The 15,077-nt window shown below is 58.7% G+C and carries 17 protein-coding genes; 13 read left to right on the top strand and 4 right to left on the bottom strand.

Going from position 1 to position 15,077, the window contains the following annotated elements:
- The first annotated feature begins 133 nt into the window (after positions 1 to 133).
- The 3 genes from ACM6IK_RS21285 (at position 134) to ACM6IK_RS21275 (ending at position 1,800) form a co-directional block, all read left to right on the top strand.
- Entirely contained in the window at positions 134 to 622 is a 489-nt protein-coding gene (locus ACM6IK_RS21285) for a TIGR00645 family protein (protein WP_128605940.1), read from the top strand.
- A 148-nt stretch (positions 623 to 770) separates the two neighbouring features.
- Positions 771 to 1,061 (top strand): DUF6482 family protein, encoded by a 291-nt coding sequence (locus ACM6IK_RS21280; protein ID WP_108216419.1) that lies wholly within the window; start codon positions 771 to 773, stop codon positions 1,059 to 1,061.
- A 121-nt stretch (positions 1,062 to 1,182) separates the two neighbouring features.
- A complete protein-coding gene (locus ACM6IK_RS21275; protein WP_108216420.1) occupies positions 1,183 to 1,800 on the top strand; it encodes an FKBP-type peptidyl-prolyl cis-trans isomerase in 618 nt (205 codons plus the stop codon).
- A 138-nt stretch (positions 1,801 to 1,938) separates the two neighbouring features.
- On the opposite strand, the gene ACM6IK_RS21270 is transcribed toward ACM6IK_RS21275, so the two are convergent.
- From ACM6IK_RS21270 to ACM6IK_RS21260, 3 genes are all read right to left on the bottom strand, one after another.
- Complete coding sequence (locus ACM6IK_RS21270) at positions 1,939 to 2,196, bottom strand: hypothetical protein (protein ID WP_414875876.1); 258 nt, start codon at positions 2,194 to 2,196, stop codon at positions 1,939 to 1,941.
- Positions 2,197 to 2,400: 204 nt separating this feature from the next.
- On the bottom strand, positions 2,401 to 2,742 hold the full coding sequence (locus tag ACM6IK_RS21265) for a zinc ribbon domain-containing protein YjdM (protein WP_414875875.1): 342 nt from the start codon (positions 2,740 to 2,742) through the stop codon (positions 2,401 to 2,403).
- A gap of 184 nt (positions 2,743 to 2,926) precedes the next feature.
- Positions 2,927 to 3,895 (bottom strand): polyprenyl synthetase family protein, encoded by a 969-nt coding sequence (locus ACM6IK_RS21260; protein ID WP_414875874.1) that lies wholly within the window; start codon positions 3,893 to 3,895, stop codon positions 2,927 to 2,929.
- A gap of 240 nt (positions 3,896 to 4,135) precedes the next feature.
- On the opposite strand from ACM6IK_RS21260, the gene rplU reads away from it, so the two are divergent.
- The 5 genes from rplU (at position 4,136) to ACM6IK_RS21235 (ending at position 7,895) form a co-directional block, all read left to right on the top strand.
- Positions 4,136 to 4,450, top strand: coding sequence for a 50S ribosomal protein L21 (gene rplU / locus ACM6IK_RS21255; RefSeq protein WP_003176051.1), 315 nt, complete (start codon positions 4,136 to 4,138; stop codon positions 4,448 to 4,450).
- Between the two features lie 35 nt (positions 4,451 to 4,485).
- Positions 4,486 to 4,743 (top strand): 50S ribosomal protein L27, encoded by a 258-nt coding sequence (gene rpmA / locus ACM6IK_RS21250; protein ID WP_003281574.1) that lies wholly within the window; start codon positions 4,486 to 4,488, stop codon positions 4,741 to 4,743.
- A gap of 195 nt (positions 4,744 to 4,938) precedes the next feature.
- Entirely contained in the window at positions 4,939 to 6,162 is a 1,224-nt protein-coding gene (gene cgtA, locus ACM6IK_RS21245; protein WP_008052064.1) for an Obg family GTPase CgtA, read from the top strand.
- 137 nt (positions 6,163 to 6,299) lie between these two features.
- Positions 6,300 to 7,418: a glutamate 5-kinase gene (gene proB, locus ACM6IK_RS21240; protein ID WP_414876078.1), complete on the top strand. Its 1,119-nt coding sequence runs from the start codon at positions 6,300 to 6,302 to the stop codon at positions 7,416 to 7,418.
- Between the two features lie 12 nt (positions 7,419 to 7,430).
- On the top strand, positions 7,431 to 7,895 hold the full coding sequence (locus tag ACM6IK_RS21235) for a CreA family protein (RefSeq protein WP_218432484.1): 465 nt from the start codon (positions 7,431 to 7,433) through the stop codon (positions 7,893 to 7,895).
- A gap of 187 nt (positions 7,896 to 8,082) precedes the next feature.
- On the opposite strand, the gene rpsT is transcribed toward ACM6IK_RS21235, so the two are convergent.
- Entirely contained in the window at positions 8,083 to 8,361 is a 279-nt protein-coding gene (rpsT, locus tag ACM6IK_RS21230) for a 30S ribosomal protein S20 (protein WP_007970922.1), read from the bottom strand.
- Between the two features lie 252 nt (positions 8,362 to 8,613).
- On the opposite strand from rpsT, the gene murJ reads away from it, so the two are divergent.
- The 5 genes from murJ to fkpB all read left to right on the top strand — a co-directional run bounded on the left by murJ (position 8,614) and on the right by fkpB (position 15,016).
- Positions 8,614 to 10,152 (top strand): murein biosynthesis integral membrane protein MurJ, encoded by a 1,539-nt coding sequence (gene murJ / locus ACM6IK_RS21225; protein WP_414875873.1) that lies wholly within the window; start codon positions 8,614 to 8,616, stop codon positions 10,150 to 10,152.
- 130 nt (positions 10,153 to 10,282) lie between these two features.
- Positions 10,283 to 11,221, top strand: coding sequence for a bifunctional riboflavin kinase/FAD synthetase (ribF, locus tag ACM6IK_RS21220; RefSeq protein ID WP_108216427.1), 939 nt, complete (start codon positions 10,283 to 10,285; stop codon positions 11,219 to 11,221).
- 13 nt (positions 11,222 to 11,234) lie between these two features.
- Positions 11,235 to 14,066: an isoleucine--tRNA ligase gene (gene ileS / locus ACM6IK_RS21215; RefSeq protein WP_414875872.1), complete on the top strand. Its 2,832-nt coding sequence runs from the start codon at positions 11,235 to 11,237 to the stop codon at positions 14,064 to 14,066.
- A complete protein-coding gene (gene lspA, locus ACM6IK_RS21210) occupies positions 14,059 to 14,571 on the top strand; it encodes a signal peptidase II (protein ID WP_223463599.1) in 513 nt (170 codons plus the stop codon). The genes ileS and lspA overlap by 8 nt, the downstream gene beginning before the upstream one ends.
- A 7-nt stretch (positions 14,572 to 14,578) precedes the next feature.
- Positions 14,579 to 15,016 carry an FKBP-type peptidyl-prolyl cis-trans isomerase gene (gene fkpB, locus ACM6IK_RS21205; RefSeq protein ID WP_172435403.1) on the top strand — a complete coding sequence of 146 codons (438 nt, stop codon included), beginning with the start codon at positions 14,579 to 14,581 and terminating at the stop codon, positions 15,014 to 15,016.
- The last annotated feature ends 61 nt before the right edge of the window (positions 15,017 to 15,077 follow it).

The following is a 15,077-nucleotide window of genomic DNA, read 5'->3' as shown; positions in this document are numbered from 1 at the left end:
GATTTGGACACTAGCAGAAAAACTTTGATACACAGGCGCAGGTGGCGGATTTTTCGACGGTTTCTGGCTACTTCTGGGTATAGACGGGCGGCTGGTATACTCGCGGCCATTTTCAGCCCACATGTGAGATTCAATGGAACGCTTTATCGAAAATACAATGTACGCCTCGCGCTGGCTGCTGGCGCCGATCTATTTCGGCCTGTCCCTCGGGTTGCTGGCGCTGGCGCTGAAATTCTTCCAGGAAGTCTTCCACGTCATCCCGAACGTGTTTTCGATGGCCGAATCGGACTTGATCCTGGTGCTGTTGTCGTTGATCGACATGGCGCTGGTGGGCGGTTTGCTGGTGATGGTGATGATTTCCGGCTACGAGAACTTCGTCTCGCAGCTGGACATCGACGACTCCAAGGAAAAGCTCAACTGGCTGGGCACCATGGACTCTTCGTCGTTGAAAATGAAGGTGGCCGCGTCGATCGTGGCAATTTCGTCGATTCACTTGCTGCGCATCTTCATGGACGCCAAGAACGTCGATCCTGAACATCTGCAGTGGTACGTGATCATCCACATGACCTTCGTGGTTTCGGCATTCGCCATGGGTTACCTGGATAAGCTCACCAAGCACTGATCCACACCGGCTCCCTTTGTGGCGAGCAAGCTCCCTCGCCACAACCTCCTGCGATAACAGACAAACGGTCTGGCCAGAGGCTTGTGCTTTGATGCGCCGAGGCCTATCCCTGTAACTATGTTGGCTCGCCACTGCGTGAGGTGCGCTCATGACCCTGAATGAGTTGAATGCGTATGCCATCGCCGGAAAGGTCGATGAGCTGAACCTGATCTCCATGGAGGGGGGCATTTACCTGCTGGAAGCACGGATGCATGGCGCGGCGTACCCCCTGAGCGATACGCACGGCCATATGATGAGCCTGCGTTCGGTGGAGCATGCCCGTGATGTGCTGCGCTCCTTTCCCAAGTTGCACTTCAACCTTGTGCACACGGTCGTGCATGACGAAATGTGCGGTCTGGTTGCCGATGTGGAAGAAAACCTGAAGGTGCCGATCGCCTGACGTCCCTCATCAATGGCATGACATCTGTGCTAGTCTGCTGGCCCTTTTGGTTCCGGGCGCTCCGGGACGCGCTGTGTACGCATGGCAAGTTCCCGAGCCGTCCGCACAGCGGAGCAGTGTCATGTCCGAAGTAAATCTGTCCACCGACGAAACCCGCGTCAGCTACGGTATTGGCCGTCAGCTGGGCGACCAACTGCGCGACAACCCGCCACCGGGCGTCAGCCTGGACGCGATCCTGGCTGGCCTGACCGACGCATTCGCCGGCAAGCCAAGCCGTGTGGGTCAGGAAGAAATGTCCGCCAGCTTCAAAGTCATCCGCGAAATCATGCAGGCCGAAGCTGCTGCCAAGGCTGAAGCGGCTGCTGGCGAAGGCCTGGCTTTCCTGGCTGAAAACGCCAAGCGTGAAGGCATCACCACTCTGGCTTCCGGCTTGCAGTTCGAAGTGTTGACTGCCGGTGAAGGCGCCAAGCCATCCCGTGAAGACACCGTGCGTACTCACTACCACGGCACTTTGATCAACGGCACCGTGTTCGACAGCTCCTACGATCGTGGAGAGCCTGCAGAATTCCCGGTTGGCGGCGTGATCGCCGGCTGGACCGAAGCCCTGCAACTGATGAACGCCGGCAGCAAATGGCGCCTGTACGTGCCGAGCGAACTGGCATACGGCGCTCAAGGCGTTGGCAGCATCCCGCCGCACAGCGTACTGGTGTTCGACGTCGAACTGCTCGACGTTCTGTAATACCCGCTGATTACCTGTACCTGTAGGAGCGAGCTCGCTCGCGATGGGCGTCAACGATAACGCGGCCATCCTGAATGAACGCGGTGTGTTTGAGTTCTTCGCGAGCAAGCTCGCTCCTACAATGTTTTGCAGCGTTTTTCATATCCCGATCTTATGGTTCAGATCGTGCGTCGGGCGCAACGCCCGGGCATAGCAGAACAGAAACAGATTACGCACCAGTTCCTTGAGCACCACCGGCTCGCTGGAGCTCAGGCCGTTGAGGTCAAGATCACCCTGGTCTTGCAGTTCGTTCAAGGCTTCTTCTTCAAGTACCGCACAGACTTCCCCGGTTTCCCGATCCAGGATTCTCAGGTAAGGGTGTGGGCGGTCCAGCCAGGCATCGATCAAATAAGTCATGATTCTCATCTCCACTGAGGTATTTTATGAGAATAATTCCTATTCAATAAATAGCAAGCGCCTATTGGTGGATTGTGCTTTTCCTGGGTAAAGATGGCGTAAGGTCAAAATGGCTGACGTTTGGCTATAGCGAGAATTTTCGGGGCGGCGCGGGGAGGATGGGGCGCCAACCCGCGCGGGGCGCGGGATGGAAATACAGCGTAATCAGACTTTCCTGACGAACTCGGACTTGAGTTTCATCGGGCCGATGCCGTCGATCTTGCAATCGATGTCGTGATCGCCATCGCACAGGCGGATGTTCTTGACCTTGGTGCCGACCTTGACCACCAAAGACGTACCCTTGACCTTGAGGTCCTTGATCACGGTGATGGTGTCGCCGTCCTGCAGGACATTGCCCACCGAGTCCTTTTTCACTGCGTCATCGGACACAGCTTCGGCTTCACCGCTGGCGGACCATTCGTGGGCGCACTCGGGGCAGATCAGCAGCGCGCCGTCTTCATAAGTGTATTCGGAATTGCATTTTGGGCAGGGTGGCAACGTGCTCACTAAGGCTCCTTGGATTCAGGATCGCTAAAAGCGCACATTATATAGGGTTTTAAGCGGGAGGGGGTGCTGCAACTCCTGTAGGAGCGAGCTTGCTCGCGAAGGTCGTCAACGATAACGCGTGATTCCTGAATGGACACGGGGTCATTGAGTTCTTCGCGAGCAAGCTCGCTCCTACAGTTGTTCCTCAGTGCGTGCGGGCGACCGCGAACTCACTCAATTCAACCAGTGCATCGCGGTATTCGCTGGCAGGCAGCGTTTCGAGGCACTTGATAGCGCGGGCCACATAATCGCGGGCCAGTTGCGCGGTGTACTCCAGCGAGCCCGAGGCTTCCACGGCTTCGCGGATGCTTTCCAGATCTTCGATTCCGCCTTTCTGGATCGCCTTGCGCACCAGGGCGGCCTGTTCCGGTGTACCTTCACGCATGGTATAGATCAGCGGCAGGGTCGGCTTGCCTTCGGCCAGATCGTCACCGACGTTCTTGCCAAGGGTTTCGGCGTCGCCTTTATAGTCCAGAAGGTCGTCGACCAACTGGAAGGCCACCCCCAGGTGATCCCCGAATGTACGCAGGGCTTCGGCCTGTTCCGGCGTGGCTTCGCACAGAGCGGCAGCACTGTGGGTCGAGGCTTCGAAGAGCATCGCGGTCTTGCCGCGGATGACTTCCATGTAGGTTTCTTCGGTGGTGCTGGCGTCACGAACCTTCGATAGCTGCAACACTTCGCCTTCAGCGATGATGCGCGTGGCCTGCGAAAGGATCTTCATCACCGGCATCGAGCCCAGCTCGACCATCATTTCGAACGAGCGCGAATACAGGAAGTCACCGACCAGCACGCTTGGCGCGTTGCCCCACATGGCGTTGGCGGTCGAGCGGCCACGGCGCATACCGGACATGTCGACTACGTCGTCATGCAGCAGGGTGGCAGTGTGCAGAAACTCGATGGTCGCGGCCAGTAGACGCAGCTCGTCGCCTTCGCGACCCAGAGCCTTGCCACACAGCAGCACCAATAAAGGACGCAGGCGTTTGCCGCCGGCCGAGGTAATGTAATCGCCGATTTTCGATACAAGCGGCACGCGCGAAGTCAGCTGCTTTTTGATGATGCCGTCGACGGCGCTAAAATCGTCCGCCACCGCGCGGTAGAAAGCTTGGGGTTGCATCAGCGACAGTCGCTCCAGAAGGGTTGCGCGGCATGCTAGGACCCGCGTCCGGGCCTGTCAAGGCGCGATGGACGGTCCCTTGCAAGGGACTCGTAGCTTGCGTACAATCGCGCACCCTGAACTTTCCTGGGCAGCACCTGCCTTACGCAATTGCAAGCGGGCCTCCAGCCCCATGCAGCCATGCCAGCCAATACCTCTTCTTATAAAGAGCTGGGTGAGCAGGATTATCGGAGAAATACCATGTCTTATGCAGTAATCGTTACTGGCGGCAAGCAGTACAAAGTCGCCCCAGGTGAATACCTGAAGATCGAAAAACTGGAAATCGCTACCGGCGAATCCGTTACCTTTGATCGCGTTCTGTTGGTTGCCAACGGTGACGACGTGAATATCGGTGCTCCAGTTGTTGCTGGCGCTACCGTTGTGGCTGAAGTGATCTCCCAAGGTCGTCACGATAAAGTCCGCATCATCAAGTTCCGTCGTCGTAAGCACCACATGAAGCGTATGGGCCACCGCCAGTGGTACACCGAGATCAAAATCACCGGTATTCAGGCTTAATTTCAGCCTAATTCCTCACTAGGAGAATTGAACTCATGGCACACAAAAAAGCTGGTGGTAGTACCCGTAACGGTCGCGACTCAGAAGCCAAACGCCTTGGCGTGAAGATGTATGGCGGCCAGGCTATCAAAGCAGGCAACATCATCGTGCGTCAGCGCGGCACCCAATTCCACGCTGGCTACGGCGTTGGCATGGGTAAAGATCACACCCTCTTCGCTAAGGTCGAAGGCGTGATCAAGTTCGAAGTAAAAGGCGCCTTCGGTCGTCGTTACGTGAGCGTAGTCGCGGCTTAATTGCGCGATCGCTGGAAAAGCCCTGTCTCGCGACGGGGCTTTTTCGTTTGTGGGGTGAGTCTCTTGCAAAGCTGTTTGTATGGGCTGTTGGCGTACGATGTAGGTGTCGTGGTTTGGGGTCGCTGCGCTCATTTTTGCAAGAGTCTTATGTCTTGATTGTTTTTCGGCTCGTCCGTATGGCGAGAGGCGTTTGTTATGAAGTTTGTTGATGAAGTATCGATTCGTGTAAAGGCTGGTGACGGCGGCAATGGCGCCATGAGTTTCCGTCGGGAAAAATTTATCGAGAACGGTGGCCCGAACGGCGGTGATGGCGGTGACGGCGGTTCCATCTACATGATGGCCGACGAAAACCTCAATACCCTGGTGGACTACCGTTACACCCGGCACTTCGATGCCGAGCGTGGCTCCAACGGCGGCAGCACGGACTGCACCGGCAAGAAGGGTGAAGACCTGATCCTGCGCGTTCCGGTCGGCACCACGGTGATCGACTCCGCGACTCAGGAGGTCATCGGCGACCTGACCAAGGCCGGTCAGAAATTGATGGTAGTGCAGGGCGGCTGGCACGGTCTGGGCAACACCCGTTTCAAATCCAGTACCAACCGTGCGCCGCGCCAGACCACTCCGGGCAAGCCGGGTGAGCAGCGCGACCTGAAGCTGGAAATGAAAGTACTGGCTGACGTCGGTCTGCTGGGTTTGCCGAATGCCGGTAAAAGTACCTTTATCCGTTCGGTATCGGCCGCCAAGCCGAAAGTTGCCGACTACCCGTTCACCACGCTGGTGCCGAACCTGGGTGTGGTCAGCGTCGATCGCTGGAAGAGCTTCGTCATTGCCGATATTCCGGGTTTGATCGAGGGCGCTTCCGAAGGTGCTGGTCTGGGCATTCGCTTCCTCAAGCACTTGGCGCGTACGCGTCTGTTGCTGCACCTCGTGGACATGGCGCCGCTGGATGACGCCAGTGCGCCGGATGCCGCTGAAGTGATCGTCAACGAGCTGATCAAGTTCAGCCCGTCCCTGGCGGAGCGTGATCGCTGGCTGGTCCTGAACAAGTGCGACCAGATCCTTGATGAAGAGCACGATGCTCGCGTCAAGGAGATCGTTGATCGCCTGGAATGGACGGGTCCGGTCTACGTGATCTCGGCCATCTCCAAGCTCGGTACCGAGCGTCTGTGCCACGACATCATGCGTTACATGGAGGATCGTGCTGATCGCCTGGCCAATGACCCGGCTTACAAGGAAGAGCTGGCCGATCTCGATCAGCGCATCGAAGACGAAGCTCGCGCGCAACTGCAGGCGCTGGATGACAAGCGTGCCCTGCGTCGCAGTGGCGTGAAGTCGGTCCACGATATTGGCGACGATGATTGGGACGAAGAAGATGTGGATGACGAAGACGGTCCGGAAATCATTTACGTGCGTGACTGATTCGTTGCGATAAACTTAAGCGCCGCTCAATCGAGCGGCGTTTTGGTATCTGGAAATCGATTGTTGGTCACGAATAACCACGAATAACGTCACGGGCAGTGCCAGGTCGCGCTGTCCTCAAGCTAAGGTTGAAGATGATGCGGAGCAAGGTGACAGGTGCGCAGCGTTGGGTCGTGAAGATCGGCAGCGCTTTGCTGACGGCGGACGGCAAAGGCCTGGATCGCGCGGCAATGGGTGTCTGGGTTGAGCAGATGGTGGCCTTGCATGAGGCGGGTGTCGAGCTGGTGCTGGTGTCCTCCGGGGCGGTGGCGGCCGGTATGAGCCGTCTGGGCTGGACCTCGCGACCCAGTGCGATGCACGAGCTCCAGGCTGCTGCTGCAATCGGTCAGATGGGGTTGGTGCAGGCCTGGGAGTCGAGCTTTGCCAAGCATGGCCGGCATACCGCGCAGATTCTCCTGACCCATGATGACCTGTCCGATCGCAAGCGCTATTTGAACGCCCGAAGCACCTTGCGTGCGCTGGTCGAGCTGAAAGTCATTCCGGTGATCAACGAGAACGACACCGTGGTCACCGATGAAATCCGTTTTGGCGACAACGACACCCTGGCAGCGCTGGTGGCGAACCTGGTCGAGGCGGATTTGCTGGTGATTCTGACGGATCGCGACGGCATGTTTGACGCTGATCCGCGCAACAATCCGGATGCCCAGCTGATTTACGAGGCGCGCGCCGATGATCCGGCGCTCGATGCGGTGGCGGGCAGTACGGGCGGGGCGCTGGGGCGTGGCGGCATGCAGACCAAGCTGCGCGCTGCGCGTCTGGCGGCGCGTTCTGGTGCGCATACGATCATCGTGGGTGGGCGCATCGAGCGTGTGCTGGATCGCCTCAAGGCGGGCGAGCGCATCGGCACCTTGCTCTCGCCGGAGCGCGGCATGCTGGCGGCGCGCAAGCAATGGCTGGCCGGTCATCTGCAAACCCGTGGCACCCTGGTGCTGGATGCGGGGGCGGTGATCGCGTTGTCCCAGGGCAACAAGAGCTTGCTGCCGGTCGGGGTCAAGTTGGTGCAGGGCAGCTTCCGTCGCGGTGAAATGGTGGTGTGCGTGGCGCCGGACGGTCGTGAAATTGCCCGTGGCCTGGCCAACTACAGTGCGCTGGAAGCACAAAAAATCATTGGTCAGTCGTCTGAGGCGATTGTCGGTCTGTTGGGTTACATGGCGGAGCCGGAACTGGTTCACCGCGATAACCTGATTCTGGTCTGAAGGAATACCTGAATGCGCGTGGCAAAAGGATTGTTGGGGTTGCTATTGACGATGCCCCTGCTGGCTTCGGCCGAAGAGATCGGTCAGGTGTCGACGGTGTTCAAGTTTGTCGGGCCGAATGACCGGATCGTGGTCGAGGCCTTTGATGACCCCAAGGTCGATGGTGTGACCTGCTACCTGTCGCGGGCCAAGACTGGCGGCGTGAAGGGTGGCCTGGGGTTGGCCGAGGATCGTGCCGAGGCGTCTATCGCTTGCCGACAAGTTGGGCCAATCAGCTTCAAGGGCGAGCTCAAGGATGGTGACGAGGTGTTCAAGGAGCGCACGTCCCTGGTGTTCAAGACCATGCAGGTGGTGCGCTTCCTCGACAAGAAGCGCAATACGCTGGTGTATCTGGTGTACAGCGATCGCTTGATCGAGGGCAGTCCGCAGAATGCGGTGACGGCGATTCCGATTTTGCCGTGGGCACACGCCCAATAATCTGACGCAATTCAACAATGTGGGAGCGAGCCTGCTCGCGAACGCGGTGTGTCATTCAGCATCAATGTTGACTGGCATTGCCTCTTCGCGAGCAGGCTCGCTCCCACATTTTTTATTACGTTGGATTCGCCAAATCGCAGGCAATAAAAAACCGACCCTGAGGTCGGTTTTTTAATGAACGAGTCGCTTAGGCGGCAGCGGCAACGTTCAGGGCCTTGACGTGGCCATTCAGGCGGCTCTTATGACGAGCGGCCTTGTTCTTGTGGATGATGCCTTTATCGGCCATGCGGTCGATAACTGGCACAGCCAGAACGTAAGCGGCTTGAGCTTTGGCAGCGTCTTTTGCGTCGATGGCCTTAACTACATTCTTGATGTAGGTACGAACCATGGAACGCAGGCTGGCGTTGTGGCTGCGACGCTTCTCAGCCTGTTTTGCACGTTTTTTGGCGGAAGGTGAGTTGGCCACCGTCGAGCTCCTCGAAAGACTTTTTAGGAAATAGCAAACAAAATAGGCCGCGAATCATGCCGATGAGTTGAGTTCTTGTCAAGGGCGGTTGAGACGTTCCGCTAAGTGGTAGGTGAAGCAAGCTTGGAGATTTCTTTCCAGCGTGCGACCTGTAAACTCGCGAGCTTTGGCTCTGTGCTGTTGCGGCGCGGAGTATCGCATAAGTAGGCGCGTAGTTCGCCTGCTGTTTATCGACAGGCACAAACTCTTTCCATGAATCTGCTCAAATCGTTGGCCGCCGTCAGCTCTATCACGATGCTTTCCCGGATTTTGGGATTTGTTCGAGACACCCTCATAGCGCGCGCATTTGGCGCGGGAATGGCGACCGACGCCTTCTTTATCGCCTTCAAGTTGCCCAATCTGCTGCGGAGGATCTTTGCCGAAGGGGCGTTTTCCCAGGCGTTCGTGCCGATTCTTGCCGAATACAAAAGCCAGAAGGGCGAGGAAGCGACCCGAACCTTCATTGCCTACGTCTCGGGCCTGCTGACGCTGGTGCTGGCGCTGGTCACCGTGCTGGGCATGATTGCCGCGCCGTGGGTCATCTGGGTGACCGCGCCGGGCTTCACCAACACGCCGGAAAAATTCGAACTGACCTCCAGTCTGCTGCGGGTGACCTTTCCCTACATCCTGCTGATTTCCCTGTCGTCATTGGCCGGTGCGATCCTCAATACCTGGAACCGCTTTTCGGTGCCGGCCTTCGTGCCGACCCTGCTTAACGTCAGCATGATCATCTTTTCGGTGTTTTTGACGCCGTACTTCGACCCGCCGGTGATGGCGCTCGGCTGGGCGGTACTGGTCGGCGGCCTGGCGCAATTGCTCTATCAGCTGCCGCACCTGAAAAAGATCGGCATGCTGGTGCTGCCGCGTCTGAACCTGCGCGACACTGGCGTCTGGCGTGTCATGAAGCAAATGTTGCCGGCCATTCTCGGGGTATCGGTGAGTCAGATTTCGCTGATCATCAATACTATTTTTGCCTCGTTCCTGGTCGCCGGTTCAGTGTCCTGGATGTATTACGCCGACCGTTTGATGGAGCTGCCGTCCGGCGTGTTGGGCGTCGCGCTGGGGACGATTCTGCTGCCGACCCTGGCCAAGACCTATGCCAACAAGGATCGTCACGAGTATTCACGCATCCTCGACTGGGGTCTGCGCCTGTGCTTCGTATTGGTGCTGCCTTGTTCGCTGGCATTGGGGATTCTGGCGGAGCCGTTGACGGTTTCCTTGTTCCAGTACGGCCAGTTCAATGCGTTTGATGCATCGATGACCCAGCGTGCCCTGATCGCTTATTCGGTCGGTTTGCTCGGGATTATCGTGATCAAAGTGCTGGCCCCCGGCTTTTATGCGCAACAAAACATCCGCACACCGGTAAAAATTGCGATTTTTACCCTGGTGATGACCCAATTGTTCAACTTGATGCTGATCGGGCCGCTGGCTCACGCAGGCCTGGCCTTGGCGATCAGTGCCGGCGCCTGTCTCAATGCCGGCTTGCTGTTCTATCAACTGCGCAAACAGCAGATGTACCAACCACAGCCGGGCTGGGCGAAGTTCGCGTTCAAACTGCTGGTCGCGGTGGCGGTGATGTCCGCGGTACTGTTGGGTGTGATGCACTTTATGCCAGCCTGGGATCAAGGGCATATGCTCGAGCGCTTCTTGCGTCTGGGGGCATTGGTGGCGGCGGGTGTGGTGGCTTATTTCGGCATGTTAGTGTTGATGGGTTTCCGTTTGCGCGACTTCAATCGCAAGGCGCTGGAATAGAGGTTCTGGCTTCGATGAACACGGGCGGGCTGACAGTTTTGTCGGCTCGATCACTTTGGGTTACGGTGTTGCCTGTCGTCGGCCGCCGGGTGTGGTTATAATCGACCACTTTATGAGCAAGAAGCGCGTTATGCAGCTGGTTCGAGGCCTCCACAATCTGCGCCCCCAGCATCGGGGCTGTGTCGCCACTATTGGCAACTTTGACGGTGTTCACCGTGGTCACCAGGCTATCCTGGCGCGGCTGCGTGAACGTGCGCTCGAGTTGGGCGTGCCCAGCTGCGTGGTGATTTTCGAGCCGCAGCCGCGAGAGTTTTTCGCCCCGGACACGGCCCCGGCCCGTCTGGCCCGGCTGCGGGACAAACTGCAGCTGCTGGCCGACGAAGGTGTCGACCGCGTTCTGTGCCTGGCCTTCAACCAGCGGCTGAGCAAGCTCAGCGCCAGCGAATTCGTTGATACCATCCTGGTGGACGGCCTTGGCGTACAGCACCTTGAAGTTGGTGACGACTTCCGGTTCGGCTGCGACCGCGTAGGGGATTTCGATTTCCTGCAACAAGCCGGCATCGTTCAGGGCTTTTCCGTCGAGGCGGCGCAAACCGTTGAGCTGGACGGTATTCGCGTCAGCAGCACTCAGGTCCGCAATGCCCTGGCCGCAGCTGATTTTGCCTTGGCCGAGCGACTGCTAGGTCGGCCGTTCCAGATTACCGGGCGGGTGCTGCACGGCCAGAAGCTGGCGCGCCAGTTGGGTACGCCCACGGCCAACATACAACTCAAGCGCCGTCGCGTTCCGCTTACCGGGGTTTACCTGGTCAACGTCGACATCGACGGCAAGACCTGGCCAGGCGTCGCCAATATCGGCGTGCGGCCAACGGTACAAGGTGATGGCAAGGCCCACCTCGAAATACATCTTTTAGATTTTGCCGGCGATCTGTATGACCGGCGTTTAACGGTGGTTTTCCACCACAAGCTGCGTGAAGAGCAGCGTTTCGCCTCTCTGGAGGCGTTGAAAACGGCGATCAACGCGGATGTCGCCGCCGCCCGTGCACTAGCCGCACCTAGCGCCCATCGCTAATGAAGAGCCTTAAATGACCGACTATAAAGCCACGCTAAACCTTCCGGACACCGCCTTCCCAATGAAGGCCGGCCTGCCTCAGCGCGAACCGCAGATTCTGCAGCGCTGGGACAGCATTGGCCTGTACGGAAAGTTGCGCGAGATTGGCAAGGATCGTCCGAAGTTCGTATTGCACGACGGCCCTCCGTACGCCAACGGCTCGATTCACATCGGTCATGCGCTGAACAAGATTCTCAAGGACATGATCATCCGCTCGAAGACCCTGTCGGGCTTCGACGCGCCTTATGTTCCTGGCTGGGACTGCCACGGCCTGCCGATCGAGCATAAGGTCGAAGTGACCCACGGCAAGAACCTGGGCGCGGACAAGACCCGCGAACTGTGCCGGGCCTATGCCACCGAGCAGATCGAGGGGCAGAAGTCCGAGTTCATCCGTCTGGGTGTGCTGGGCGACTTTGCCAACCCGTACAAGACCATGGACTTCAAGAACGAGGCCGGCGAAATCCGTGCCCTGGCGGAAATCGTCAAGGGCGGTTTCGTGTTCAAGGGCCTGAAGCCGGTGAACTGGTGCTTCGACTGTGGTTCGGCTCTGGCCGAGGCGGAAGTCGAGTACGAGAACAAGAAGTCCTCGACCATCGACGTGGCGTTCCCGATTGCCGATGAAGCCCAACTGGCTGCCGCCTTCGGTCTGCCAACCCTGGCCAAGCCTGCCTCGATCGTGATCTGGACCACCACCCCGTGGACCATCCCGGCCAACCAGGCGCTGAACGTTCACCCGGAATTCAACTACGCCCTGGTCGACGTCGGCGACAAGCTGCTGGTACTGGCAGAGGAGCTGGTCGAGTCGTGCCTGGTGCGCTACTCGCTGGAAGGTTCGGTCATTGCGACCACCACCGGTAAAGCGCTGGAGCTGATCAACTTCCGTCACCCGTTCTACGACCGTCTGTCGCCGGTTTACCTGGCCGACTACGTTGAACTGGGTGCCGGCACCGGTGTGGTTCACTCCGCTCCGGCTTACGGCGTGGACGACTTCGTGACCTGCAAGAAGTACGGCATGGTCAACGATGACATCCTCAATCCGGTTCAAAGCAACGGCGTGTACGCGACTTCGCTGGAATTCTTCGGCGGCCAGTTCATCTGGAAGGCCAACCCGGCCATCGTCGACAAGCTGACTGAAGTCGGTGCGCTGCTGCACACCACCATCATCGAACACAGCTACATGCACTGCTGGCGCCACAAGACCCCGCTGATCTACCGCGCCACCGCGCAGTGGTTCATCGGCATGGACAAGCAGCCGACCACCGGCGACACCCTGCGCCAGCGCTCGCTCAAGGCCATTGAAGAGACCCGGTTCGTTCCGGCCTGGGGCCAGGCGCGCCTGCACTCGATGATCGCCAACCGTCCGGACTGGTGCATCTCCCGCCAGCGCAACTGGGGCGTGCCGATCCCGTTCTTCCTGAACAAGGAAAGCGGCGAGCTGCACCCGCGTACCGTCGAGTTGATGGAAGAAGTCGCCAAACGCGTTGAAGTCGAAGGCATCGAGGCCTGGTTCAAACTGGACGCCGCCGAGCTGCTGGGCGCTGAAGCGCCGCAGTACGACAAGATCAGCGACACCCTGGACGTCTGGTTCGACTCGGGCACCACGCACTGGCACGTCCTGCGCGGTTCGCACCCGATGGGTCACGAAACCGGCCCGCGCGCAGACCTGTACCTGGAAGGCTCGGACCAGCACCGTGGCTGGTTCCACTCGTCGCTGCTGACCGGTTGCGCCATCGACAACCACGCACCGTATCGCGAGCTGCTGACCCACGGCTTCACCGTCGACGAATCCGGCCGCAAGATGTCCAAGTCCTTGGGCAACGTGATCGCGCCACAGAAAGTCAACGACACCCTGGGCGCCGACATCATGCGTCTGTGGGTTGCTTCGACCGATTACTCGGGTGAAATGGCGGTTTCCGAGCAGATTCTGCAACGCAGTGCGGACGCCTACCGGCGTATCCGTAACACCGCGCGCTTCCTGCTTTCGAACCTGACCGGCTTCAACCCGGCCACCGACCTGCTGCCGGCCGAAGAAATGCTGGCACTGGACCGTTGGGCCGTGGACCGTACCCTGCTGCTGCAACGCGAGTTGCAAGAGCACTACGGCGAATACCGTTTCTGGAACGTCTACTCGAAGATCCACAACTTCTGCGTGCAGGAGCTGGGTGGTTTCTACCTCGATATCATCAAGGACCGTCAGTACACCACTGGCGCCGACAGCAAGGCCCGCCGTTCGTGCCAGACCGCGTTGTTCCACATCAGCGAGGCGCTGGTGCGCTGGATCGCGCCGATCCTGGCGTTCACCGCCGACGAACTGTGGCAGTACCTGCCGGGCGAGCGTAACGAGTCCGTCATGCTCAACACCTGGTACGAAGGCCTGAGCGAACTGCCGGAAGGCATCGAGCTGGATCGCGCTTACTGGGACCGGATCATGGCGGTCAAGGTCGCGGTCAACAAGGAAATGGAAATCCAGCGCGCGGCCAAGGCTGTCGGTGGCAACCTGCAAGCCGAAGTGACGCTGTTCGCCGAAGACGCGCTGACTGCCGATCTGGCCAGGCTGAGCAACGAACTGCGCTTCGTACTGATCACGTCGACCGCCAGTGTTGCACCATTGGTGCAGGCACCGGCCGACGCTGTGGTCACCGAAGTCAGCGGCCTGAAGCTGAAGATCGTCAAGTCGAGCCACGCCAAGTGCGCCCGTTGCTGGCACTGCCGTGAAGACGTCGGTGTGAACCCGGAGCATCCGGAAATCTGCGGCCGTTGCGTGGATAACATCAGTGGCGCTGGTGAGGTCCGTCACTATGCCTAATGCCGTTGGCCGTTTCGGACGGCTGAGCTGGCTCTGGTTGAGTTTGCTGGTTCTGGTCATCGACCAGGCCAGCAAGTTCTACTTCGAAGGCAAGCTTGCGATGTACCAGCAAATCGTGGTGATCCCCGATTACTTCAGCTGGACCCTGGCCTATAACACCGGTGCGGCGTTCAGCTTCCTGGCTGACAGCTCCGGCTGGCAGCGCTGGCTGTTCGCGTTGATCGCTGTGGTGGTCAGTGCGGTGCTGGTGGTGTGGCTCAAGCGTCTGGGGCGCAACGAGACCTGGCTGGCGATTGCGCTGGCCCTGGTGCTTGGCGGCGCGCTGGGCAATCTGTATGACCGCATTGCCCTGGGCCATGTGATCGATTTCATACTGGTGCATTGGCAGAACCGCTGGTATTTCCCGGCATTCAACTTTGCCGACAGTGCAATAACGGTGGGTGCTGTCATGCTGGCACTGGATATGTTCAAAAGTAAAAAGACCGGAGAAACCGTTCATGACTGAACAGGTATTGGCTGAGCAACGTATCGGCCAGAACACGGAAGTCACCTTGCATTTCGCATTGCGCCTGGAAAACGGCGACACCGTGGACAGCACTTTCGACAAAGCCCCGGCGACCTTCAAGGTCGGTGACGGCAACCTGTTGCCAGGTTTCGAAGCGGCCCTGTTCGGTTTCAAGGCGGGTGACAAGCGTACGCTGAGCATCGAGCCGGAAAACGCTTTCGGCCAACCCAACCCGCAAAACGTGCAGATCATCCCGCGCTCACAGTTCCAGGACATGGAACTGTCGCCTGGCTTGCTGGTGATCTTCAACGATGCGGCCAATACTGAATTGCCTGGCGTGGTGAAAGAGTTCGATGACGCGCAAGTGACCATCGACTTCAACCACCCGCTGGCGGGCAAAACGTTGACCTTTGACGTGGAAATCATTTCCGTCAAAGCGCTGTAACTGACCGGACATGGTCAAAAATGTGGGAGCGAGCCTGCTCGCGAAGGCTGACTGACATTCA

The organism is Pseudomonas sp. IT-196MI5, assembly GCF_949767415.1.
GTDB lineage: Bacteria > Pseudomonadota > Gammaproteobacteria > Pseudomonadales > Pseudomonadaceae > Aquipseudomonas.
The sequence above is the reverse complement of the archived record's forward strand: the minus strand, read 5'-3'. Positions and strand labels throughout refer to the sequence as shown.

Bases quoted from the DNA above. Each gene is read 5' to 3' on its own strand.
- proB (WP_414876078.1), top strand. From the start codon at position 6,300: ATGCGGAGCAAGGTGACAGGTGCGCAGCGTTGGGTCGTGAAGATCGGC.
- rpmA (WP_003281574.1), top strand. From the start codon at position 4,486: ATGGCACACAAAAAAGCTGGTGGTAGTACCCGTAACGGTCGCGACTCA.
- ileS (WP_414875872.1), top strand. From the start codon at position 11,235: ATGACCGACTATAAAGCCACGCTAAACCTTCCGGACACCGCCTTCCCA.
- cgtA (WP_008052064.1), top strand. From the start codon at position 4,939: ATGAAGTTTGTTGATGAAGTATCGATTCGTGTAAAGGCTGGTGACGGC.
- murJ (WP_414875873.1), top strand. From the start codon at position 8,614: ATGAATCTGCTCAAATCGTTGGCCGCCGTCAGCTCTATCACGATGCTT.
- lspA (WP_223463599.1), top strand. From the start codon at position 14,059: ATGCCTAATGCCGTTGGCCGTTTCGGACGGCTGAGCTGGCTCTGGTTG.
- ACM6IK_RS21270 (WP_414875876.1), bottom strand. From the start codon at position 2,196: ATGACTTATTTGATCGATGCCTGGCTGGACCGCCCACACCCTTACCTG.
- ACM6IK_RS21275 (WP_108216420.1), top strand. From the start codon at position 1,183: ATGTCCGAAGTAAATCTGTCCACCGACGAAACCCGCGTCAGCTACGGT.
- ACM6IK_RS21235 (WP_218432484.1), top strand. From the start codon at position 7,431: ATGCGCGTGGCAAAAGGATTGTTGGGGTTGCTATTGACGATGCCCCTG.
- ribF (WP_108216427.1), top strand. From the start codon at position 10,283: ATGCAGCTGGTTCGAGGCCTCCACAATCTGCGCCCCCAGCATCGGGGC.
- ACM6IK_RS21260 (WP_414875874.1), bottom strand. From the start codon at position 3,895: ATGCAACCCCAAGCTTTCTACCGCGCGGTGGCGGACGATTTTAGCGCC.
- ACM6IK_RS21280 (WP_108216419.1), top strand. From the start codon at position 771: ATGACCCTGAATGAGTTGAATGCGTATGCCATCGCCGGAAAGGTCGAT.
- ACM6IK_RS21285 (WP_128605940.1), top strand. From the start codon at position 134: ATGGAACGCTTTATCGAAAATACAATGTACGCCTCGCGCTGGCTGCTG.
- rplU (WP_003176051.1), top strand. From the start codon at position 4,136: ATGTCTTATGCAGTAATCGTTACTGGCGGCAAGCAGTACAAAGTCGCC.